This window comes from Pseudomonas farris, from assembly GCF_019145235.1.
In the GTDB taxonomy this organism is placed as follows: Bacteria; Pseudomonadota; Gammaproteobacteria; order Pseudomonadales; family Pseudomonadaceae; genus Aquipseudomonas; species Aquipseudomonas farris.
On record NZ_JAHSTV010000020.1, the window covers coordinates 1 to 22,180 of the forward strand.

Annotated in this window: 25 protein-coding genes; 13 read left to right on the plus strand and 12 right to left on the minus strand. The window is 58.8% G+C overall.

Annotation, left to right across the window (positions count from 1 at the left end; translation table 11 throughout):
- Positions 1–95: 95 nt before the first annotated feature.
- The 4 genes from KVG95_RS28665 to KVG95_RS28680 form a co-directional block, all read right to left on the minus strand.
- The gene (locus tag KVG95_RS28665; RefSeq protein ID WP_217858833.1) at positions 96–914 is read right to left on the minus strand and encodes a M48 family metallopeptidase; all 819 of its coding nucleotides are present in this window, start codon (positions 912–914) and stop codon (positions 96–98) included.
- A gap of 229 nt (positions 915–1,143) precedes the next feature.
- Entirely contained in the window at positions 1,144–1,767 is a 624-nt protein-coding gene (locus KVG95_RS28670) for an SOS response-associated peptidase (RefSeq protein ID WP_217858834.1), read from the minus strand.
- A gap of 35 nt (positions 1,768–1,802) precedes the next feature.
- A complete protein-coding gene (locus KVG95_RS28675; protein ID WP_038981600.1) occupies positions 1,803–2,063 on the minus strand; it encodes a putative signal transducing protein in 261 nt (86 codons plus the stop codon).
- Positions 2,064–2,069: 6 nt separating this feature from the next.
- Positions 2,070–2,252 carry a CPXCG motif-containing cysteine-rich protein gene (locus KVG95_RS28680; protein WP_052967976.1) on the minus strand — a complete coding sequence of 61 codons (183 nt, stop codon included), beginning with the start codon at positions 2,250–2,252 and terminating at the stop codon, positions 2,070–2,072.
- 142 nt (positions 2,253–2,394) lie between these two features.
- On the opposite strand from KVG95_RS28680, the gene KVG95_RS28685 reads away from it, so the two are divergent.
- Positions 2,395–3,558, plus strand: coding sequence for a 1-acyl-sn-glycerol-3-phosphate acyltransferase (locus tag KVG95_RS28685; protein ID WP_217858835.1), 1,164 nt, complete (start codon positions 2,395–2,397; stop codon positions 3,556–3,558).
- Positions 3,559–3,782: 224 nt separating this feature from the next.
- Here the strand turns inward: KVG95_RS28685 and KVG95_RS28690 are convergent, their stop codons facing one another.
- Complete coding sequence (locus tag KVG95_RS28690) at positions 3,783–4,061, minus strand: hypothetical protein (protein WP_217858836.1); 279 nt, start codon at positions 4,059–4,061, stop codon at positions 3,783–3,785.
- A gap of 194 nt (positions 4,062–4,255) precedes the next feature.
- Here KVG95_RS28690 and KVG95_RS28695 point away from each other — a divergent pair, with 194 nt between their 5' ends.
- Positions 4,256–4,462: a hypothetical protein gene (locus KVG95_RS28695; RefSeq protein ID WP_007939788.1), complete on the plus strand. Its 207-nt coding sequence runs from the start codon at positions 4,256–4,258 to the stop codon at positions 4,460–4,462.
- Positions 4,463–4,591: 129 nt separating this feature from the next.
- Here KVG95_RS28695 and KVG95_RS28700 read toward each other — a convergent pair whose 3' ends face one another.
- Complete coding sequence (locus KVG95_RS28700; protein WP_007905851.1) at positions 4,592–5,176, minus strand: YajG family lipoprotein; 585 nt, start codon at positions 5,174–5,176, stop codon at positions 4,592–4,594.
- 205 nt (positions 5,177–5,381) lie between these two features.
- Between KVG95_RS28700 and KVG95_RS28705 the strand changes: the two genes are divergently transcribed.
- Together KVG95_RS28705 and mqo are read left to right on the plus strand one after the other, a co-directional pair.
- On the plus strand, positions 5,382–5,615 hold the full coding sequence (locus tag KVG95_RS28705) for a hypothetical protein (RefSeq protein WP_008012002.1): 234 nt from the start codon (positions 5,382–5,384) through the stop codon (positions 5,613–5,615).
- A 740-nt stretch (positions 5,616–6,355) separates the two neighbouring features.
- Positions 6,356–7,864 (plus strand): malate dehydrogenase (quinone), encoded by a 1,509-nt coding sequence (gene mqo, locus KVG95_RS28710; RefSeq protein WP_217858837.1) that lies wholly within the window; start codon positions 6,356–6,358, stop codon positions 7,862–7,864.
- 115 nt (positions 7,865–7,979) lie between these two features.
- Here the strand turns inward: mqo and KVG95_RS28715 are convergent, their stop codons facing one another.
- Both KVG95_RS28715 and KVG95_RS28720 read right to left on the minus strand, forming a co-directional pair.
- Entirely contained in the window at positions 7,980–8,267 is a 288-nt protein-coding gene (locus tag KVG95_RS28715; RefSeq protein ID WP_052965776.1) for a PA4642 family protein, read from the minus strand.
- Positions 8,268–8,330: 63 nt separating this feature from the next.
- Positions 8,331–8,816, minus strand: coding sequence for a hypothetical protein (locus KVG95_RS28720; RefSeq protein ID WP_217858838.1), 486 nt, complete (start codon positions 8,814–8,816; stop codon positions 8,331–8,333).
- A 151-nt stretch (positions 8,817–8,967) separates the two neighbouring features.
- Here KVG95_RS28720 and dauA point away from each other — a divergent pair, with 151 nt between their 5' ends.
- Positions 8,968–10,689: a C4-dicarboxylic acid transporter DauA gene (gene dauA, locus KVG95_RS28725; protein WP_217858839.1), complete on the plus strand. Its 1,722-nt coding sequence runs from the start codon at positions 8,968–8,970 to the stop codon at positions 10,687–10,689.
- 100 nt (positions 10,690–10,789) lie between these two features.
- Here the strand turns inward: dauA and KVG95_RS28730 are convergent, their stop codons facing one another.
- Positions 10,790–11,347: a hypoxanthine-guanine phosphoribosyltransferase gene (locus KVG95_RS28730; RefSeq protein WP_052965782.1), complete on the minus strand. Its 558-nt coding sequence runs from the start codon at positions 11,345–11,347 to the stop codon at positions 10,790–10,792.
- Positions 11,348–11,522: 175 nt separating this feature from the next.
- Between KVG95_RS28730 and upp the strand changes: the two genes are divergently transcribed.
- Positions 11,523–12,161, plus strand: coding sequence for a uracil phosphoribosyltransferase (gene upp / locus KVG95_RS28735; RefSeq protein WP_123359213.1), 639 nt, complete (start codon positions 11,523–11,525; stop codon positions 12,159–12,161).
- 2 nt (positions 12,162–12,163) lie between these two features.
- On the plus strand, positions 12,164–13,438 hold the full coding sequence (locus tag KVG95_RS28740; protein WP_217858840.1) for a uracil-xanthine permease family protein: 1,275 nt from the start codon (positions 12,164–12,166) through the stop codon (positions 13,436–13,438).
- Between the two features lie 101 nt (positions 13,439–13,539).
- Here the strand turns inward: KVG95_RS28740 and hemH are convergent, their stop codons facing one another.
- Entirely contained in the window at positions 13,540–14,565 is a 1,026-nt protein-coding gene (gene hemH / locus KVG95_RS28745) for a ferrochelatase (protein ID WP_052965787.1), read from the minus strand.
- Positions 14,566–14,573: 8 nt separating this feature from the next.
- Positions 14,574–15,482, minus strand: a complete 909-nt coding sequence (locus KVG95_RS28750) for a TIGR01777 family oxidoreductase (protein ID WP_217858841.1) — start codon at positions 15,480–15,482, stop codon at positions 14,574–14,576.
- Positions 15,483–15,678: 196 nt separating this feature from the next.
- Here KVG95_RS28750 and KVG95_RS28755 point away from each other — a divergent pair, with 196 nt between their 5' ends.
- From KVG95_RS28755 to KVG95_RS28780, 6 genes are all read left to right on the plus strand, one after another.
- Positions 15,679–16,665, plus strand: a complete 987-nt coding sequence (locus KVG95_RS28755) for an NAD(P)/FAD-dependent oxidoreductase (RefSeq protein WP_217858842.1) — start codon at positions 15,679–15,681, stop codon at positions 16,663–16,665.
- Between the two features lie 154 nt (positions 16,666–16,819).
- A complete protein-coding gene (locus tag KVG95_RS28760) occupies positions 16,820–17,779 on the plus strand; it encodes a YbgA family protein (protein WP_217858843.1) in 960 nt (319 codons plus the stop codon).
- The gene (locus KVG95_RS28765; protein WP_217858844.1) at positions 17,779–18,720 is read left to right on the plus strand and encodes a MerR family transcriptional regulator; all 942 of its coding nucleotides are present in this window, start codon (positions 17,779–17,781) and stop codon (positions 18,718–18,720) included. The genes KVG95_RS28760 and KVG95_RS28765 overlap by 1 nt, the downstream gene beginning before the upstream one ends.
- A gap of 33 nt (positions 18,721–18,753) precedes the next feature.
- On the plus strand, positions 18,754–20,202 hold the full coding sequence (phrB, locus tag KVG95_RS28770) for a deoxyribodipyrimidine photo-lyase (RefSeq protein WP_217858845.1): 1,449 nt from the start codon (positions 18,754–18,756) through the stop codon (positions 20,200–20,202).
- Positions 20,203–20,264: 62 nt separating this feature from the next.
- Positions 20,265–21,041: an SDR family NAD(P)-dependent oxidoreductase gene (locus tag KVG95_RS28775; RefSeq protein WP_217858846.1), complete on the plus strand. Its 777-nt coding sequence runs from the start codon at positions 20,265–20,267 to the stop codon at positions 21,039–21,041.
- A 60-nt stretch (positions 21,042–21,101) separates the two neighbouring features.
- Complete coding sequence (locus KVG95_RS28780) at positions 21,102–21,407, plus strand: YkgJ family cysteine cluster protein (RefSeq protein ID WP_007905822.1); 306 nt, start codon at positions 21,102–21,104, stop codon at positions 21,405–21,407.
- 137 nt (positions 21,408–21,544) lie between these two features.
- Here KVG95_RS28780 and KVG95_RS28785 read toward each other — a convergent pair whose 3' ends face one another.
- Positions 21,545–22,063, minus strand: a complete 519-nt coding sequence (locus KVG95_RS28785; protein ID WP_052965794.1) for an acyloxyacyl hydrolase — start codon at positions 22,061–22,063, stop codon at positions 21,545–21,547.
- Positions 22,064–22,180: the final 117 nt, after the last annotated feature.

Consider the following 22,180-nt stretch of genomic DNA (forward strand, 5'->3'; position numbering starts at 1 on the left):
TTTGATCGGTGTGAACACAAGTTTTGTGTACACCAAAAACTCACTGTGGGAGCGGGCTTGCTCGCGAAGGCGTCAGTAACCTCACCCGATAATTATCAGGATTTCGGTGCTTTCTCGTACAACGGCATCACCTTCGGAATCGCCGCCTGCAAGGCAGAAATCCGGCTGGCCGACGCCGGGTGAGTGCTCAAGAATTCTGGCGGCGCGCCATTCGAGGCTTTGCTCATCTTGTTCCACAGGGTGATCGCGGCGTTCGGGTTGTACCCGGCGCGGGCAGCCAATTCGAGGCCGATCAAGTCTGCTTCGTTTTCATTGCTGCGACTGTTGGGCAAGGTCATGCCGTATTGGGCTACGGTGTCCGCCAGGGCCAGGCTGCCCTCGCCCAGACCGAACAACGCACCGGCGCCCTGCTTGGCCATTTCGATACCATAAGCCTTGGACATCGCTTCACGACCGTGCTCGCGCAAGGCGTGAGCAATTTCATGGCCGATGATGGCGGCGATTTCGTCGTCGGTGAGTTGCAGCTTGTCGATCAGCCCGGAGTAGAAAATGATCTTGCCGCCAGGCCCGCAGGAGGCATTCAGCTCGTCGCTCTTGATCAGGTTCACTTCCCATTGCCACTGGGCCGAATCCGGACGGAACACCGGCGCCTGGGCAATCAGCCGCTTGGAGATCGCCTGAACGCGCTTCGCATCGTTACTGGTTTTGTCCAGCACCCCTTTGCTGTTCGCCTCCCCGACGGTCTTTTGATAAGACTGGGCGTACATCTGATTGACCTCGGAGGTCGACAACATGCTGAACATGTACTGCTTGCGCTCAACCCCTACGGCGCCACCGCTGGTGGTGTTGACCGACTGACAACCGGCGAGCAGCAAACCTGCGCTCAGTGCACACAAAACCAATGTCTTATTCATCAAGAAGCTCCCTGGAAACATGCCGGGTATCCTAGGTGGGGATTTGTATCGGCGCCAGATACAACGGACGTGTAGCACGCACTTTCGTATAAGACTCTTCAACCCAAGATAAATTTCACAGCACGCCACGGCCGAACATAGGTCCGCAATGACTCATTCAAGTTTTGTGAACGCCACAAATCCCTGTGGGAGCTGGCTTGCCCGCGATGACGTCAGCCCAGACAACAGATCAGCCGGGCGTCAAACACTCCGGCCCATTGAGCTTCGGATCATTCACCAGGTTCGCCAACACCCGCTCACGCAACGCCGCGGGCTCACTGGCCAGCAACGCCTGCAAGGCATGCAACGGGGTTTCGGGGTTGAGCCAGGCTTCCTGCCCCGCCGCATCGAGAATCAACGGTCGACGCTGACTCGAAGCCGGCTGGGTGATCACCGCCGTGCTCAACCACACCTGCTCCTGCACCGGATACGCCTCCCAAATCGCCGCGAAGAACAGCGCCGAACCCTCCCCCGGGGTCAGCCAGTACGGACGTTTGCGGGTGGTGCCGCGCCATTCGTAGAAACCATTGGCTGGCAGCAGGCAACGACGCAGGCGCAAGGCTTCGCGAAACATCGGCTGTTCGGCAACGGTTTCGGCGCGGGCATGGGCCGGGGTGCGGGACAGGTCGGTCAGCCACGGTGGCGTCAGGCCCCAGCGGGCGCGGGCCAACTCTCGCTGCCCTTCTGCGCCGGCACGCAGCATCAACACCGAATCGTTGGGGGAGATATTCCACTGGGCCTGCTGATCGGCGGGGAATCCGGGCAGGGCCGCGAAAGCGGGGTTCCAGCGAAACAGGGCATAACGTCCACACATGGGGCAATACGACTCTTGATCAAACGAACGTCAGCCTAACAGACCAGCGTGCCGGGAAAACTGTCCGGTTCATCACCGGACAGCGGCAGCGCGGCATTGTACGCGGTGATCAGCTCCCGGGCGTATTCGGCCTGATCGTTATCGACCGATAAGCCCAGCAGGCCAAACATCGGCAACTCCCCGGTGCCGCCGACTAAATCACGCCCAACCAGATGCGCCTCGATGCCCTCGCTGGCGAGCATGCCTTGCAGCAATTCGCCTTCCATCAGGTTTTCCGGTTCGTAGATGCGCTGCATAGACCCTCACTCGTTTTCGCTGTGAACTTCGAGCAACCATTCATGACCGTCAGTCTGCAAAACAAAAGTAATGGGACGGCAACACACAGGACAATCTTCGATATAGGTCTGATCGCCGCCGGACAAGTCCAGAACAGCCTCGACCTCTTCACCGCAATATGGACATTCATAGCGCTCGGTTTCCAGCATCGCGGTCTCCCGGGTGACTTGTGCGTATAATCGCCGGTCTATTTGCAGGGCTATTTTCGTCTGGCTACCTTTTCAGACCGTGCCCCGTTGGTTTTTTATCAAAACCTTTACTTACCCTAGCCGTTTCTAACAAGAGAGCATGATGGGCGAATTCGATGCCATCCGACCTTACGACGACAGCGAAGTCCCGGCAGTACTGAACCGGTTACTTGGTGACAAGGCGTTTCTAGATATCCTCATCCACTTCCGCTTCCCGCGCTATGCCGGTGCCTTCGGCTGGATGCTCAAACCTCTTATAGCGCATCGGCTGCGCCGTGAGTTCGCCGGCATCACGTCGGTGGCCACCTTGCAGGACAAAGTCGAGTTTTACGTCGACCACACCATCGAGCGCGCCACGGACGGGGTGACCTACACCGGCGTGGAGCAATTCAAGTCCGGCAGCGCCTACCTGTTCATCGCCAACCACCGCGACATTGTGATGGACCCGGCCTTCGTCAACTACGCCGTGTACCACGCCGGCCTGCCGACCCCGCGCATTGCCATTGGCGACAACCTGCTGCAAAAGCCTTTTGTCAGCGATTTGATGCGCCTGAACAAGAGCTTCATCGTGCACCGCTCGATCACCGGTCGCCGGGAAAAAATGGCGGCGTATCAGCTGTTGTCGGCGTACATCAACCACTCGATCCGCAACGACTGCGCCTCGATCTGGATCGCCCAGGCTGAAGGCCGAGCCAAGGACGGCGACGACCGCACCGAGTCGGCGATCCTCAAGATGTTCCACATGAGCCGCAAGGACGAGCCGTTTGGCGAAGTCATCCGCTCGCTGAACCTCACTCCGGTGTCGATCAGCTACGAATACGACCCGTGCGACCAGGCCAAGGCCCGCGAGCTGTACATCCGCGCCACCACCGGCAGCTACTCCAAGGTGCCGGGCGAGGATGACGTCAGCATCGCCAAAGGCATCACCGGTTACAAAGGCCGGGTCCACGTGAACTTCGCCGCGCCGATCACTGAACTGTTCGAAGACACCAAGCAATTGGCGATCGAAATGGACAAGCAGATCCTCAGCGGTTACCGGTTGTTCCCGGCGCACTACCTGGCGTATGCGCAGTGGAAAGACGCCGACCCGCAACTGCAGGTGCCGAAAGCGGCCGAGGTGTTTGCGGCGGACGAACTGGCCAAGGCTCAGGAAGAATGGCAGCGTCGGCTGGATGCCTGCCCTGAGGAGCATCGTCCGTATCTGGTGCTGCAATATGCGACGCCGGTGCGCAATCAGTATCGGGTGAAGGCCGGGTTGCCGCTGTAAGCGATTTTGGTTGGATACGACAACGGCGCCTTCGGGTGCCGTTTTTGTTTGTCTTGATGCGACAGGACAGTCAGGCACCTGTGGCGAGGGAGCTTGCTCCCGCCCGGCTGCATAGCAGTCGTAAAGTCAGTGCTCGCGATGTGTCGGACACAACAAGGGGTGGGTGGGGCCGCTTCGCAGCCCAGCGGGAGCAAGCTCCCTCGCCACAGGGTCATGTCAGATCTTTAGACGCGAGTGCTGATCCACGACACCAGCAACGCCATCCCGAGGCAGGCGAAACCGAAGCGGTAGAAAAACCGGTTCATGCGCAGGGTCGCCCAATCCAGCGTTGGCTCTTCACTGGGGCGACTTTGGCGCTGCGCTTCGATACTGGCCAGGGCGCGTTGTTCGCGACGACGGGTGGCGTGCAGCAACCAGCCGCCCGGGAAGGCGAACAGCAAGGCCAGCAAATTGATCAATTTGGCGGGATGAGCGGTAAAGAGCGAAATCAAATGCAGCGACATCACAAAACCTCAGGCAAACCGGTGTAGCAGACGTCGGACCGACGACCACGGCGCGGATTCTACCGAAAGCGCTCCGACCTGCCCCGGCTTTCCGACAAATAACGAAACCATTTAGCCGATTACTGTCCTGTGTCACGGCGCCGTCATCTGAATCCGCCAGTCTGTCGCCCCTCGAAACCGACACGGACCCCGTCATGCTCCACGCCGAAAACCAGGACCGCCTCTACCTCATTGCCCAAAGCGACGAACAACAAACTTTAGTCGGCAGCCTCGCCTTCAACGTACAGGACCGGCATTGGCTGGTGTATTGCGCGCTGGGCGGGCATCAACATGCGGATTTGCCGGAGACGGATTTGCTGACGGGGGTGAGTGTTCTGGATTTTTATTCGGAGGCGGCTTGAGCGTCGTGTCGAAGCCTGCGCCACGCGCCTGATTCCTGAGCGAGCAGGTTCGCTCCACAATGAATCTGCGAACACAAAAAAACCCGGCGCCATCACTGACACCGGGTTCTTTAAACAAGCCGCAAACCGTTACTCGGCAAGCACCTGACCAATCGTCGGGTCCTTGAACAAGCGGGTCAACGCATCACTCAATACATCACTGACCAGCTTGGTATTGGTTTCCTGATTCGGCGCCATGCCAAAACGCTGATCCAGCGACGCACCGTAACGACCGCTGTAACGGCGGTTGGCATTCTGCACATCCGAACGGAACGTCGCGCCAATCGTTGCCTCAGTCACATACAGGCCTTCCTTGGGCGACTGATACTTCAGCTCGGCCAGTGTCACGGTCAATTGCGGTGCATTCAGCGCATTGGCCGTCGGGGTAAAGCCCAGCAAGCGCACGGCGGCTTCAGCCTGAGCCTGCAACTTCGGCAGAATCTGCGCGCCCTGCACAGTGATCGCACTGGTCTCCGGATACAGACCACCACGAGTCCCCAGCGTTGGCGACGGACGACCGTCCACCACACGCACCACCACCGGCTGACCACGGCCGACCGGCGCCAGCTGAGCCGTCAGCTTGGGTTCCGGGTTCAGTTGTTGCGGGCTGTGGGCGCAGCCGACGAGGGTCAAACTGGTCACAGTGATCAAACCGAACAACAGGCGTTGCAACATGCTCTTCTCTCCAGAATCAGGCACAAACAGGCCCGCAGTATAGCGGTGCGCCACTGCGGCGAACTAGCGTCCAGCAACGATTACTGAAATCTCTGACAAACCCGGCACAGCGCGGTTCCTGTCACACATCTGTCACCGACCTTACACATGTACGTCATGGCTCACTGGCAACCTTCACAGCAGTCACCCCACAAGGTACTTTGCCATGCGTTTTCTCATCTCGATGTTCGCGCCACGTCCACTGCATCGCTGTTTTGCCCTGCTCGACCGCGATGGCCGTTGCCAGGCATTCAAACAGTGCAGCCTTCAGCCCATGGGCGATGGCTGGGTCGAAATCGAAGAAATCCGCCTCAACTGGCTGCACCATCCCCTGCCCGCCAGCGCCCGTGTCAGCCAGCGCCAGCCACGTGCGCGGGCGCAACAACTGTTGACCACCTGACCGGACGCCTAATAAAAGTCATTAAACACGACCATTTCCCTGCGTTTCTTCGTTACAATCTCCCCCCGATTATAAGGACGTCTCCTGATCGGGCCTCGCAGCATCGTTAATGCCTCGGTATTGACACCCCCGCACCGCCCACAGAGAGCCGCCCACACAGATCGAGTGAAGCTGGCGCGCTTGCTGTTCCCTAAGCAAAAACACCACTTTTCGCGAATCTGCAGAGCTGTCATTACGCTCGGTCACTGAGCTGTTTGCCCGTTTTGCTTGTCATGTATCCCATGGCGGCAATCCATCCGGGCACGGTGCCAGGCTGGGACAGCCCTTTTTTGAGGTTCACGTCTTCAAAAGAGCGTGAAAAAAACGGGTTTTCACAACTTCACAAGAGTGTGGCGAGCAAATGAATAGTTTTGCGTCTGAACATGCACCATTAGCGTCTACAACAGCCCAACGACACAGGACCGAGTATTCCTCGAACACCGGAGCCTGAAGCCTGTCCGCTACGGATTTGGTTGCACAAACGGATGTCTCGACCATAAGTCGAATTGCCAGCCGCGCGCCGAAATGAGTTCATGTGACTCTTGAGGCCAGGCCGCATGCATCCGTCGAAGTTGCGAAAAATTGCGAAGATTCGGACATGGCGATCCTGGCCATGGGTACCTGGGGCATCACTGACACGCCCCGTCACTCCTGGCAGCTATGCCGACAATTTGGTGCTGCAGATTTTGGAGACGCGTTAAATGGCGCATAACGAAGCAGTCGACGTAGTACTGGTTGGGGCCGGCATCATGAGTGCCACCCTTGCGGTACTGCTCAAAGAGCTCGACCCCGCGATCAAGCTGGAAGTCGTCGAGCTGATGGATTCCGGTGCCGCGGAAAGTTCCAATCCGTGGAACAACGCCGGTACCGGTCACGCCGGGCTGTGTGAGCTGAACTACACGCCACAGGCCGCCGACGGCACCGTCGACATCAAGAAAGCCGTGCACATCAACACCCAGTTCGAGGTGTCGAAGCAGTTCTGGTCCTACCTGACCAAGAAAGGCACATTCGGCTCGTGCAAGTCATTCATCAGCCCGGTGCCGCACCTGAGCTTCGTGCAGGGCGACGACGGCGTCTCCTTCCTCAAGGAACGTTTCAAGACGCTGAGCAAGCACCACGCCTTCTCGGACATGGAATACACCGAAGACAAGGCCACCATGGCCGAGTGGATGCCGTTGATGATGCCGGGCCGCCCGGCTGACGAAGTCGTCGCCGCCACCCGCGTGATGAACGGCACCGACGTCAACTTCGGCGCCCTGACCAACCAATTGCTCAAGCACCTGACCAGCGCACCCGATGCCCAGGTCAAGTACTGCAAGCGCGTGACTGGCCTGAAGCGTAACAACGGTGGCTGGACCGTCAGCATCAAGGACGTCAACAGCGGCAATAGCCGTGACGTCGATGCGAAATTCGTGTTCCTCGGCGCTGGTGGTGCGGCACTGCCACTGTTGCAAGCTTCGGGTATCGAAGAAAGCAAAGGCTTCGGCGGTTTCCCGATTAGCGGCCAATGGCTGCGTTGCGATAACCCGGAAGTGGTCAAGCACCACCAGGCCAAGGTCTACAGCCAGGCTGCGGTAGGTTCGCCACCGATGTCCGTGCCGCACCTGGACACCCGCGTGGTCGATGGCAAGAAGTCCCTGCTGTTCGGACCTTACGCCGGTTTCACCACCAAGTTCCTCAAGCACGGTTCGTTCATGGACCTGCCGATGTCAGTCCGCGCCGGCAACATCGGCCCGATGCTGGCCGTGGCCAAAAACAACATGGACCTGACCAAGTACCTGGTCAGCGAAGTGATGCAGTCGATGGAACAGCGCCTGGAATCCCTGCGTCGCTTCTATCCACTGGCGAAAGCCGAAGACTGGCGCCTGGAAGTGGCCGGCCAACGGGTGCAGATCATCAAGAAAGACCCGAAGAAAGGCGGCGTTCTGCAGTTCGGTACCGAACTGGTCGCAGCCAAGGACGGTTCTCTTGCCGCCCTGCTCGGCGCTTCACCAGGCGCTTCGGTGACTGTTTCGATCATGCTTGAGCTGATCGAAAAATGTTTCCCGAACAAAGCGTCCAGTGAATGGGCTGCCAAGCTGGCAGAAATCTTCCCGGCTCGGGAAAAGGTTCTGGAAACCGACGCTGCGCTGTATCGCAAGATCAATGCGCACAACAACGTCGCGCTGGAACTGGTTGAAGCCAGTAACGAGACCGAAAGCTACGCTTGATTCGGCCGCATAAAAAACGCCCCGTCCTCATTGAAGGCGGGGCGTTTTTTTATGGATCTTCGTCAGTCTTGGAAAAAGATCGCAGGCTGCGATCTTTTGATCCTGGTCTTTTGATCTAACCGCGAGCCTTGTTGATCAGCTCGATGTATTCCGCCGCGTTGCGCTGATCCTTGATCAGGGCGACGAAGTCATTGCCGTGCTCATCCTTGCCATCCAGGTCATAGCCGGCTTCAACAAAGAATGTCAGAAAACGCTCGAAGTCATCGATGCGCAGGCCACGGTACGCCTTGATCAGTTTGTGCAGCGACGGTGAAGTGGCGTCGACCGGCTCAAAATCGAGGAACAGCTTGATCTGCTCATCGCCGATCTCGTCACCAATCACTTGCTTCTTATCTTTACGCATTGCCGACTCCAGCTCGCAGACATTTCACGGGGCGGGCAGTTTACCCCTGCGCAGGCGCCAGGCTCAACGCGGACGAACGCTGCCTGTGTGCAAATCGGCCCAGATATGGCCGTTGGCGTAACTGAGGAACTGGCAATACACCGTGTCATTGCGCAACAAGTCGATCACCACCCGGTACTGAGCCAACGGGTAATAGAGCGTCAGGGTTTTGCTTTTTTCATCGTAGATCGGTTTTTTCAAGCTTTTGCTTTCGCCATCGAAGTTGACCAGCACCTGGCTGATGGTCGCGCCCTTGTTCAAGGATTTGCCCTTGAGGCGGATCAGCAATGGCGATGTGACCGGGATCGGCTGTTGGTTGGACTGGCGCTGACTGCCGATCACTACCGAATACTCAGTGATCTGCAACAGTTGCTGCTGCTCGGGTTCGGCGTCACGCAGAGTCAGGTCGTCCGGGGGCAAAAACTGCGCATGCATCGGCGACGGGGTGGCGGCCAGGGGCAGGCTGACGGTCAGCAACAGGGCGGCGCAGCTGCGGATCAAAAGGCTCATGGATGGCTCCGGGGGCGGGGCCGAGCACTCTAGCATGAGGAACTACCCGGCGAATCACCGATCCAGGTCAATACTCTGGAAGACAAGGCTGGGCATACTGAAAGAGCTTTCAGCCCCATTTCGACAGTGCACCCTCTGTTGTGGAGTACCCATGTCATTCTCCATGCCCCCGTTATTCGCCGCCTGGCGTCAGACTTGGCGCGCAGGTTATAGCCTCAGACGTTTGCGCGGCGATATCAGCGCCGGGGTGACGGTCGGGATTATCGCCATCCCTCTGGCCATGGCCCTGGCGATTGCGGTGGGGGTAGCGCCCCAGCAAGGTCTGTATACGGTGCTGATCGCCGCGCCCCTGATCGCCCTGACGGGAGGCTCGCGCTTCAATGTCAGCGGGCCAACAGCCGCATTCGTGGTGATACTGCTGCCGATCACGCAACAATATGGTCTGGGTGGCCTGCTGCTCTGCACCATGCTAGCCGGGGCAATCCTGATTGCCTTGGGGCTGATTCGGGCCGGACGGCTGATTCAGTACATCCCTTATCCAGTCACTCTGGGCTTTACCGCCGGGATCGGCATTGTCATCGCCACCCTTCAATTAAAGGATTTGCTGGGCCTGAGTACCACCGGGCATGCCGAACATTACATCGAGCAATTAGGCGGGCTGCTCCAGGCGTTACCCAGCGCTCGTCTGGGGGACGTGATCATCGGTGTCATGTGCCTGGCGGTGCTGATCGTCTGGCCACGTTTTGTGCCGAGGATTCCGGGGCATTTAGTGGCGCTGGCCGTCGGCGCATTGCTGGGGGTGGCACTGGAAAGCGGCGGGTTACCGGTTGCGACGCTGGGGGAGCGCTTCAGCTATATCGTCGATGGCGTCAGCCATCCCGGCATACCGCCGTTTCTGCCGAGCTTCGATTGGCCGTGGAATCTGCCGGGGCCCTACGGCCAGCCGCTGCACCTGTCTTACGACCTGATCCGCCAATTAATGGCGCCTGCCTTTGCCATCGCCATGCTCGGTGCCATCGAATCATTGTTGTGCGCGGTGGTGGCCGACGGCATGACGGGCAGCAAACACGACCCCAATGCCGAGCTTCTGGGTCAAGGTCTGGGTAACCTGGTCGCACCGCTGTTCGGCGGCATTACCGCCACCGCGGCGATCGCCCGTAGCGCCACCAACGTGCGCAGCGGGGCTTTTTCGCCATTAGCGGCGATTATCCACAGTGCGGTGGTGTTGCTGGCGATACTCGTCCTCGCTCCCCTGTTCAGCTACTTGCCGATGGCGGCGCTGGCGGCACTGCTGGTGATGGTGGCGTGGAACATGAGCGAAGCCCGGCACGTCGTGCACACCTTGCGCATTGCACCACGCAGCGATGTGCTGGTCTTGCTGACCTGCCTGAGCCTGACGGTGCTGTTCGACATGGTGCTGGCCGTCGCCGTCGGCCTGCTGCTGGCCGCCGGTTTGTTCATCAAACGCATGAGCGACCTCACGGACACCGCCGAACTGCCTCGCGAGTTCCATCAAGCCTTGCAGGATATGCCGGAGCATGTTCGTTGCTATGCGATACGCGGGCCGCTGTTTTTCGGCGCGGCGGAAAAAGCCCTGGGCGTGCTGCGCAAATTCAGCCCGGAGGTCAAAGTGGTGATCGTCGAGATGAGTGCCGTGCCCATGCTGGACATGACGGCGCTGGCGGCCTTCGACAATATCCTCAGGGATTACCGCACCGACGGCATCGGCCTGATTCTGGTCGGAACTGCTCCACGGGTACGCCTGAAACTCAGACGCGCGGGCATCCATCGGGAACAGCGCAAATTGGCCTACGTGAATAATCTGGAACAGGCTCGACGCAAAAGCGAACGCTGGCTTGCCGGACAGGACTGAGCGCGCAGTTCAAGCAAACTGCGCACGCATCCTGATGTGAGGCCTTATATTCAAGCCTCAACGCGCCTGACGGCAAATCGCCCCCAGACCGTCATCCTGTTTACATGCCTTTAACGGCAAAAATCCCGTTGGCGTTACGCCAGTAGCCTTTGTAGTCCATGCCGTAACCGAAGATGTAACGGTCGATGCACGGCAGGCCGACGAAATCGGCTTTCAGGTCCGGGCGAGCCTTGCGGTCGTGGTCCTTGTCGATCAGCACGGCAGTGTGCACGGCGCGCGCGCCAGCGTGTTTGCAGAAGTCGATGATCGCGCCCAGGGTGTGACCTTCATCAAGGATGTCGTCGATGATCAGTACGTCACGGTCGATGAACGAGACTTCCGGCTTGGCTTTCCAGAACAGGTCGCCGCCGCTGGTTTCGTTGCGATAACGGGTGGCGTGCAGGTAGGACGCTTCCAGCGGGAAGTTCAGATGCGTCAGCAGCTTGCCGGAGAAAATCAGCCCGCCGTTCATCACGCAGAACACCACCGGGTTACGTTCAGCCAGCTGATCGTTGATTTGTGCACCGACGCGGGCGATGGCCGCCTCGACTTCAGCTTCGGTGTACAGGCAGTCAGCCTCTCGCATGATTTGACGGATATGCTCGAGATCAGCGGACATGGCGCTCTCCTGGGGGTGGTAACGGGGGGACTAAGTGAGGAAAAGCGGGCAAAGGTACGCATCAAGCGAGGCCAGATCAAGCGTTTGTGGACTAACGTTCTGAATGTCTATAGGACAACACCCTCGGATAGATTAATCTAGGCCGGTTTTTTTGCCCGCCGCCGGAGCCTTTCCCATGCCCATTCTCGAGATCCGCCATCCGCTGATCCGTCACAAACTTGGCCTTATGCGCCGCGCCGACATTAGCACGAAGAATTTCCGTGAGCTCGCTCAGGAAGTCGGTGCCCTGCTGACCTATGAAGCCACCAAAGACCTGCCACTGGAAAGCTACGACATCGAAGGCTGGTGCGGCACGGTGTCGGTGGAGAAAATCGCCGGCAAGAAAATTACCGTGGTGCCGATCCTGCGTGCCGGTATCGGCATGCTCGAAGGCGTGCTGAGCCTGATCCCGGGCGCCAAAGTCAGCGCCGTGGGCGTAGCCCGCAACGAACAAACCCTGCAGGCCCACACCTACCTGGAAAAACTGGTGCCGGAAATCGACGAACGCCTGGCGATGATCATCGACCCGATGCTCGCCACCGGCAGCTCCATGGTCGCCACCATTGATTTGCTGAAAAAGGCCGGCTGCAAGGACATCCGCGCGATGGTCCTGGTGGCCGCCCCTGAAGGCATCGCCGCTGTGGGGAAGGCTCACCCGGACGTGACCATCTACACCGCCTCCATTGACCAGAAACTGAACGAACACGGTTACATCATCCCGGGCTTGGGCGATGCCGGTGACAAGATCTTCGGCACCAAGCAGAAGGACGCTTGAGCATGCAGCAAGCGTTCAACGATCCGCTCTGGCGCACAGTGCTATCGGGTGCGCAGATGCTGTTCGTGGCCTTTGGCGCGCTGGTGTTGATGCCGTTGATTACCGGCCTCGACCCGAATGTGGCGCTGTTCACCGCAGGCCTTGGGACGATTCTGTTCCAGATCGTCACCGGGCGTCAGGTGCCGGTATTTCTCGCCTCGAGCTTTGCCTTCATCACGCCGATCATTCTCGCCAAGGGCCAGTTTGGCCTGGCGGCGACCATGGGCGGTGTGATGGCGGCTGGTTTCGTCTACACCTTCCTCGGCCTTGCCGTGAAGATCAAAGGCACCGGCTTCATCGACCGCCTGCTGCCACCGGTGGTGATTGGCCCGGTGATCATCGCCATCGGTCTGGCCATGGCGCCGATCGCCGCCAACATGGCGATGGGCAAGGCCGGTGACGGCACCGAGCTGATTCCTTATCAGACGGCGATGTTGATCTCGATGCCGGCGCTGCTGACCACCCTGATTGTCGCGGTGTTCGGCAAAGGTATATTCCGCCTGGTGCCGATCATCTCCGGTGTGCTGGTGGGTTTTGCCATGGCGTTCTATTTCGGGGTAGTCGACACCGCAAAGATTGCTGCTGCACCGTGGTTCGCGATTCCACAGTTCACGGCGCCGGAATTCAACTGGCAGGCGATTCTGTTCATCGTTCCGGTAGCCCTGGCCCCGGCCATCGAGCACATCGGCGGCGTGATCGCGGTCGGTAGCGTGACCGGTCGCGATTACCTGAAAAAACCCGGCCTGCACCGCACCCTGCTCGGCGATGGCATTGCCACCACCGCCGCCGGACTGTTTGGCGGCCCACCCAACACCACCTACGCCGAGGTGACTGGCGCGGTGATGCTGACCAAAAACTACAACCCGAAAATCATGACCTGGGCGGCTATCTTTGCGATCAGCCTGGCGTTCATCGGCAAGTTCGGCGCCCTGCTGCAAAGCATACCGGTGCCGGTGATGGGCGGGATTTTGTGTCTGCTGTTCGGTTCGATTGCGGCGGTGGGGATGAACACAATGATTCGCCACCAGATCGACCTGGCCGAAGCACGCAATCTGGTGATTGTTTCGGTGACGCTGGTGTTCGGGATTGGTGGCGTGCTGGTCGGCACAGGAACCGGCCCGGACGATTTCGGCCTCAAAGGCATCGCGCTGTGCGCGGTGGTGGCGATTGCGCTGAACCTGTTGCTGCCGGGCCATGACAGCTGGAAGCACAAGAAGGCGGAAGAGCCGCTGATCTAAGCAGGTCTCAAGAACGCCATCGCGGGCAAGTCGGACCGCCGCACCGCCGCTCCCACAAGGTCAGCGTAATACCTGTGGGAGCGGGCTTGCCCGCGATGCTTTTAAAGCGCCAACGGCGCTCTTTCACACAATGCGTTCAACGCCTTGGCCCATTGCGGATCATCGTTGAGGCACGGCACCAGCACCAACTCCTCCCCTCCCGCTTCGAGGAACTGCTCCTTCCCGCGATCACCAATCTCTTCCAGAGTTTCGATGCAATCGGCAACGAACGCCGGGCACATCACCAGGACTTTCTTCACGCCACTTTTGGCCAGCTCATCAAGGCGCGCTTCGGTGTAGGGTTCGATCCACTTGGCTCGCCCCAGACGCGACTGGAACGACACCGACCATTTGCCGTCCGGCAGGCCCAGGAGCCGGGCAAACTCTGACGCAGTGCGCAGGCATTGAGCGCGGTAGCAGGTGGCTAATACTTCCGATGACGCGTTCTGACAGCAATTATCGCTTTTGAAGCAATGGTGACCGGTGGGGTCGATCTTGGTCAGGTGCCGTTCCGGCAAACCATGAAAGCTCAGCAGCAGGTGATCGTAATCCTGCTGCAAATACGGCGTAGCGCTGGCCATCAGGGCGTCGAGGTATTCCGGCTGATCGTAGAACGGCTGGAGAATCGAGAACTGCACGTCGAGTTTCTTCTCCCGCACCACCCGCTTGGCTTCTTCGATCACCGTGGTCACAGTGCTGTCGGCGAACTGCGGATAGAGCGGCGCCAAAGTCACTTTTTTGTGCCCTTGGGCAGCCAGCCGCACCAGCGCGGATTCAATAGACGGCTCGCCGTAACGCATCGCCAGTTCCACCGGCCCGTGGGTCCACTGCGCGGTCATGGCCCGTTGCAGACGACGGCTGAGTACCACCAGTGGCGAGCCGTCCGCCCACCAGATCGACGCGTAAGCGTGAGCCGATTGCTCTGGCCGCTTGATCAGGATTAGCGACACCAGCAAACGCCGCACCGGCCACGGCAGGTCGATCACATACGGGTCCATCAGAAATTGATTGAGGTAGCTGCGCACATCCGCCACCGAGGTGGAAGCGGGTGAACCCAGGTTGACCAGAAGCAACGCGTGATCGGTCATGCAACGTCCTATTTCTTAAGGCGGCTGGACAGATCGTCCAACGCCGCGCGCAAATCGGTGAACTGGAAAGTGAAGCCCGCTTCCAGCAAGCGAGCCGGCATGGCCTTCTGGCCACCCAGCAGCAACAATGACAACTCGCCCAGGCCCACCTTCAACACGAGGGTTGGCATCGGCATGAACGCCGGACGATGCAACACGCTACCCAACGTTTGGGCGAATTCGCGATTGCGCACCGGCTTGGGCGCGCAGGCATTATATGGACCGCTGGCCTCATTGCGGTGCAGAAGAAAATCAATCAGGGCGATTTGATCCTTGATATGAATCCACGACATCCACTGCCGACCATTGCCGAGCGGCCCGCCCAGCCCCAGTTTGAACGGCAAGAGCAGCCGCGACAAAAAGCCGCCCTCGGCGGACAGCACCAACCCGGTACGAATGAGGATCACGCGAATGCCCAACGCTTCGGCGCGCTGCGCGGTTTCCTCCCAGGCGACGCACAACTGGCTGGCGAAATCATCAATGACCGGTGGAGATTCTTCGGTCAACTCCCGCTCACCACCGTCGCCGTACCAACCGATCGCGGAGCCAGAAATCAATACCTGCGGTTTCTGCTCGCGGCTTTCGAGCCAAGAAAGTAGAGTTTCGGTCAGGGTGATCCGGCTGCTCCATAGCAACGCTTTGCGTTTGTGCGTCCAGAGCCGATCGGCAATTGGTGCCCCCGCGAGATTGATAATGGCATCCACCGGTTCTTGACCCAAGTCCTCAAGCCGTGCGATTCCACGAACCTGAGTGCCACAGACTTTGGCGACTTTGGCAGGCGTGCGACTCCAGATCGTCAGGCGATGTCCCTGGCTCAACCAGTGTCGGCAGAGTTGACGTCCTATCAAACCAGTACCGCCGGTCAGCAATATGTGCATGACATCTTCCTCGCGTGGCGTTTTACCCTGATCACTAGTCTATTTTTATAAGCAGGGATCTTTGGTATCGGGCAGGCTCTGTGCTTAACAATAGGCCAAGCTGTCAGAACGAGAACGCTAAAAGTTATACCAAAAAACAATATTGTACAGGTTTGAACCACGGCGTAGTCTGTACAGAAAGGTAAACGAGGCCCCTATGACTGTACCTATCGCAATCATCGGCACCGGCATCGCCGGACTCTCAGCCGCCCAGGCCCTTACGGAGGCCGGGCATGTCGTTCAACTTTTCGATAAAAGCCGCGGCAGTGGCGGACGCATGTCGAGCAAGCGCAGCGATGCGGGTGCTCTGGACATGGGCGCGCAATATTTCACTGCCCGCGACCGCCGCTTCGTCACTGAAGTCCAGCGCTGGCAAGCCAACGACTGGGTCGCCGTATGGACGCCGCAGCTCTATACCTTTCACGGCGGCCAGCTCAGGCCTTCGCCGGACGAACAGACCCGCTGGGTCGGCACGCCACGCATGAGCGCGATCACGCGCGGCCTGCTCGGTGATCTGGAGGCGCATTTCGCTTGCCGCATCACCGAGGTCTATCGCGGTGAAGAACATTGGCACCTGCAAGACGCCGAGGGTTTCACTCACGGTCCGTTCAGCCATGTCGTCATCGCCACACCCGCCCCTCAGGCAACCGCACTGCTGGCGACTGCACCGAAACTCGCCGGGGCTGCCGCCGGGGTCAAAATGGAACCCACCTGGGCCGTCGCGCTGGCGTTCGAAATACCGTTGGAAACCCCGATCGAAGGCTGCTTCGTACAGGACAGCCCCCTCGACTGGCTGGCGCGCAACCGCAGCAAACCGGGACGCGACACGACTCTCGACACTTGGGTGCTGCACGCCACGAGCGCCTGGAGCCGGCAGCATATCGACCTGCCCAAGGAAGCGGTGATCGAGCAATTGCATGGTGCCTTTGCCGAACTGCTGCACGACGCCATGCCTGCTCCAACCTTCAGCCTCGCTCACCGTTGGCTGTATGCCCGGCCGGCCAGCAGCCATGAATGGGGGGCCTTGGCCGATGCCGATCTGGGCCTGTATGTGTGCGGTGACTGGTGCCTGTCTGGCCGTGTCGAAGGTGCCTGGCTCAGTGGTCAGGAAGCAGCCCGCCGGCTGCATGAACACCTGCAGTGAATTGAATCAAGTCCAGCCTATCGCTGCTGTCGAGATGGGCAGCAGCCCCGCAAAAACCTATACAAAAAATTTGACTTGTACACCTTTGAATCTATGATGAAGTCATGTTGTACAGACCTAATAATCTGTACAGATCTGGATTCGAGGCGCTCCGATGCCCCTTACAGTCATGAAACCCAAAATCGCCATCAGCGCCTGCCTGATGGGAGCCGAAGTGCGTTACAACGGCGGGCACAAAGCATCACAGCTGTGCAGCATTACCCTCACCGATTATTTCGATTTCCTCCCGGTGTGCCCGGAAGTCGCCATTGGCCTGGGTATCCCTCGCCAACCAATCCGTCTGGTCGGCAACCCTGCACATCCGGAGGCTGTCGGTACGATCAACCCGCAGATCAACGTCACCCAGCCGCTGGCCGAGTACGGTCAAAAAATGGCGATGGAGCTGGGCGACATCTGTGGCTATATCTTCATGCAGAAATCCCCTTCGTGCGGGCTGGAACGGGTCAAGGTCTACCACGACAATGGCGCGCCAGTGGACGGCAGTAGCCGTGGTATCTACGCCCAAGCCTTCTGTGCTTTGCACCCTGATCTACCGGTGGAAGAAGACGGCCGCCTCAACGACCCGGTGCTGCGGGAAAACTTCCTCACCCGCGTGTTCGCCTACAGCGCCTGGCAGCAGTTGCTGCACACAGGCCTGACCCGGCGCAGCCTCACTGACTTTCACTCGCGCTACAAATACCTGTTGATGGCCCACAACCCGGTGCAATACAAAACCCTGGGCAACTTACTGGGCAACATGGGCCAGTCCGATCTCGAAGAGTTCGGCCCGCGCTATTTCAGCGAGCTGATGACAGCCCTGAAAAAATGCGCCACACGCCGCACCCACACCAACGTGCTGCAGCACCTCAGCGGCTATCTCAAACAAGCCATCAGCCCTGAAGACAAACAGGAAGTGCAGCACGTCATCGGCCAGTATCGCCACGGAATCGTGCCGCTGGTGGTGCCATTGACGCTGCTCAAACACTACTTTCGCCAACACCCGGATCCATACATTGCGCAACAGGTTTACCTGCAACCGCACCCGGAAAACCTCAGCCTGCGAAACGCGATTTAATGAAAAATCCACCGGACACCAGCGCCAGCGAAGACCTTGGCAGCGACTTCAAGAAAGCCCTGGACGCTGGTTGGCTGCCCATTCGTGAGGTGGCCCGGCAGACCGGCGTCAATGCCGTCACCTTACGCGCCTGGGAACGGCGCTATGGGTTGATCGTGCCTCAGCGTACACCCAAGGGACATCGGCTGTTCTGTGCCGAACACGTTGAACGGATCCTGACGATCCTCACCTGGCTCAATCGCGGCGTGGCTGTCAGCCAGGTCAAACAACTGCTCGACACGCCTCAGGGGCTTACCGATCCCATCGGGAACGATTGGCTGGTGCTACGCCAGACGTTGCTGCAAGCGGTCACTCAGCTGGCCGAACGCACCCTTGATGACACGGTGAATCAGGCGATGGCGCTGTATCCGCCACGCACCTTGTGTGAAAAATTGTTGATGCCGTTGCTGGCGGAACTGGAACAACGCTGGCAAGGCCAGTTCGGCGCGCAGATGGAGCGGGTGTTTGTTTATTCCTGGTTGCGCAGCAAATTCGGCGCGAGGATCTACCATAACAACCGTCAGTTACGCACCGCGCCGCTGCTGCTGATCAATCACTCGGACCTGCCGCTGGAGCCTTATCTGTGGCTCACGGCCTGGCTGATCAGCAGCGTCGATTGCCCGGTGGAAGTCTTCGACTGGCCGCTCCCCGCTGGCGAACTTGCGCTGGCGGTCGATCACCTGCAAGCCCGCGGCGTACTGCTGTATTCCAGCAAAGCCATGAATCTTTCGCAGCTGACGAAACTTTTGAATGGCGTCAGCTGCCCAAAAATGATTGCCGGATCAACGGTGCGTATTCACCACACCGAGTTATCCGCAAGAACCGCCGCCATTGCTGACTTGTCCCTGGCCGAAGACCCGTTGTCGGCCCATCAGGGCCTGATTCAGCGTGGGCTCATTTAAATCGGATTTTTAATGGATCGCGCGGATACCACCATGCAATTGATCTGGCTGCGCAGCGACTTGCGTCTACATGACAACACCGCCCTCTCGGCCGCCGCAGCGCGGGGCCCGAGTGTGGCGGTGTATTTGCTGAGTCCACAGCAATGGCTGGCGCATGACGATGCGCCGTGCAAAGTGGATTTCTGGCTGCGCAACCTGAGCGAATTACGTCATGCGCTGGGCGCCCTGAACATCCCGCTGCTGATTCGCAAGGCGCCCCGTTGGGATGAGGCACCGAAGGTTCTGCTCGAGTTGTGCCAGCAATTGAAGATCAACGCAGTGCACGCCAACGAGGAATACGGCATTCATGAAACCCGTCGTGATGCCGCGGTGGCTCAAGCCCTGAAAGCCCAAGGCATCGACTTTTACTGCTACCTCGATCAACTGCTGTTCAAGCCTGGCACTGTGCTGACCAGAACCGGCACCTATTTCCAGGTCTTCAGCCAGTTCCGCAAGGTCTGCTACGAACGCTTGCATGCATCATTGCCGAGATTGGTTACCGCCCCCGCCATTCAGGCGCCACTGGGTATCGCCAGCGACAAACCGCCCTCTCATGTCGAGGGTTTCGACACGCCCAGCGACAGTTTGCGTGCTCTCTGGCCGGCCGGCGAAGCCGAGGCCCGACGCCGCCTCGAGACCTTTACCGACGCGCAGATCGACAATTACCACAGCGAGCGCGATTTCCCGGCAAAACCCGGCACCAGCCGGCTCTCGGCCTATCTGACCGCTGGGGTCATCTCCCCTCGTCAGTGTCTGCACGCCGCATTGCAAAGCAATCAGGGGGAACTCGAAAGCGGCAAGATCGGTGCGGTCACCTGGATCAACGAGTTGCTGTGGCGCGAATTCTACAAGCACATTCTGGTGGGCTACCCACGGGTCTCCCGGCACCGCGCCTTTCGCCAGGAAACCGAAGCCCTCGCCTGGCGTGACGCCCCGGAAGACCTCAAGGCCTGGCAACAAGGCCGTACCGGCCTGCCGATCATCGATGCCGCCATGCGCCAATTGCTGGAGACCGGCTGGATGCACAACCGTTTACGCATGGTCGTGGCAATGTTCCTGACCAAAAACCTGCTGATCGACTGGCGTGAAGGCGAGCGTTTCTTCATGCGGCATCTGATTGACGGCGATCTGGCGGCGAACAACGGTGGCTGGCAGTGGAGTTCGTCCACCGGCACCGATTCGGCGCCCTACTTCCGGATTTTCAACCCACTGAGCCAGTCGGAAAAGTTCGACGCCGAGGGGGTTTTCATCAAGCATTGGTTGCCGCAGATCAATGGAATGAACAAAAAAGACCTGCACAACCCGGCAAATTTCGACGGATTATTCGGCGTAAGCAATTATCCATCGCCGATCGTCAACCTGAGCACTTCCCGCGAACGGGCCTTGGCCGCGTTCAAGAACCTGCCATCCCGACATGGCTTATCACCCCTGGAATTAGTTTGATGCCGCAGCATTGCGTTATAAAATACGCAATTGATCCGGAAAATTATAAAAAGGGAATTGGAATGAGTCGCACACCTCCAAGGCGCTACTGGTTGACCGGTGTCAGCAACGGTATTGGTGCCGCGCTGGCCGAAGAAATACTGAAAACCGGTGCCCACCTGGCTGTCAGCTCCCGCTCACTGGCGCCATTGGAAGCCCTGTCTCAGCGTTATCCCGGACAAGTGCTGGTGGTTGCGGGTGATTTGACCAATGGCCAACGGGTGCGCGAAATCGGCGAGCAGATTGCCAACGAATGGGGTTCTCTGGACACCATGATCCTCAATGCGGGCACCTGCGAATACGTCGACGCCCATCAGTTCGACTCGTCAATCATCGAGCACATCGTGCGTACCAACCTGCTTGCCAGCAGCTATTGCATCGAAACGGCCCGGCCCCTGCTGCAGGCGGGCACTGCACCGCATCTGGTGGGCATGGCCAGCTCGGTGACCTATCTGCCCCTGCCGCGGGCCGAATCCTATGGCGATTCAAAACCCGGGTTGCGTCACCTTTTCGAGTCCTTGCGCCTCGACGTGGCGCCGGAAAACATCGAAATGACCATAGTCAGCCCAGGACTTATCGATATTCCCCTGAGCAACGACGTTCCAGAACACCTCGACTGGTCGGCGGAAAAAGCTGCACAATACCTCTTCGACATGCTCAAGCATCGTCCACTGGAGCTCTCCTTACCGGAACTGGTCATGCCTGTCCTTTGGCCTCTGCCGCAAAAACCCGACCAGACGGGACTGGAAATCGGCAAGCACGTGGAGCGAAACAATCCGCCGGTCGAGGATCTGCCGTGAAGCCTGAGCGTCCGTCAGGCCTTTCACACAGCGTGGGCCCACTGCCTTACACTGCGTGCCATGAAAACCATTCCCCACACGCAAATCGCCGAACCTGCGGTCACCTGCTCAACCTGCGCGGCCTGCTGCTGCCAGCTTGAAGTCATGTTGATCACCGACACCGGCGTGCCCGAGCGTTTTATCGATACCGATGATTGGGGCGGGGAAGTCATGCTGCGACTGGATGACGGCTGGTGCGCCGCTCTGGATCGCAACAGCATGATGTGCACCATCTACGAAAAACGTCCGCTGATCTGCCGGGAGTTCGAAATGGGCGCACCGGAATGCATCACCGAACGCCAAGGGATTGCGACGGCGTATCGGTGAGCGAACACAACAGGCTACCGAAAATCCAATGTGGGAGCGGGCTTGCTCGCGAAAGCGGATTGTCAGTCAACATCAGTGTTGAATGTTAAATCGCATTCGCGAGCAAGCCCGCTCCCACATTAAAGGTGCAGTACTGCTTACAACGGCATCGTGTAATGCAGCGAGTAACTCTCTACGCCATCGTTCGGGCTACTGATCCCGCCATTGGAATAGTGCGTAGCGCGAATCCCGACTTCATGTCCTCCGGTAAAACGCAGACCAAACCCGAAACGGTCTTCGAACTGAAAGGCACTACCCAGTTTGTTGTCTTCGACTTCGGTGTTGGCAAACACCGCGATGCCGATACCCGCTTCAACGTAGGGTTTGATGGTCTGACCGGCAAACTCGTACACCAGCACCGGCGAGAATGACAAACTGTGATTGCTCGACGTTTCATCGCCCTCCCAATAGGTGTAAGCGCCGCTCCAGTAGCCGGTCAAGCGACCGATATCACTCTGCAACCAGCTCTTGTCCCAGTCGAATTGCATGCCCAATCGGTAAGTCATGGTCGAATCGCTGGTCTGGCCGACCCCGAATTCCACCCCTGCTGCCTGCGCGGTAAAACTGTGCCCCATCAATGCGGTCGCAATCGCGGCCAAGCAGAATAGTCGCTTCATTAGAAACATCCTTTTCCGAACAATTTCGTATGGTTTTTATGCTGCCCAACAGACAAAGCTATAGAAGTTGAAGCTTGATCAGAAGTTCAGCTCAATTATTCGTGTGATCTCTTTTTT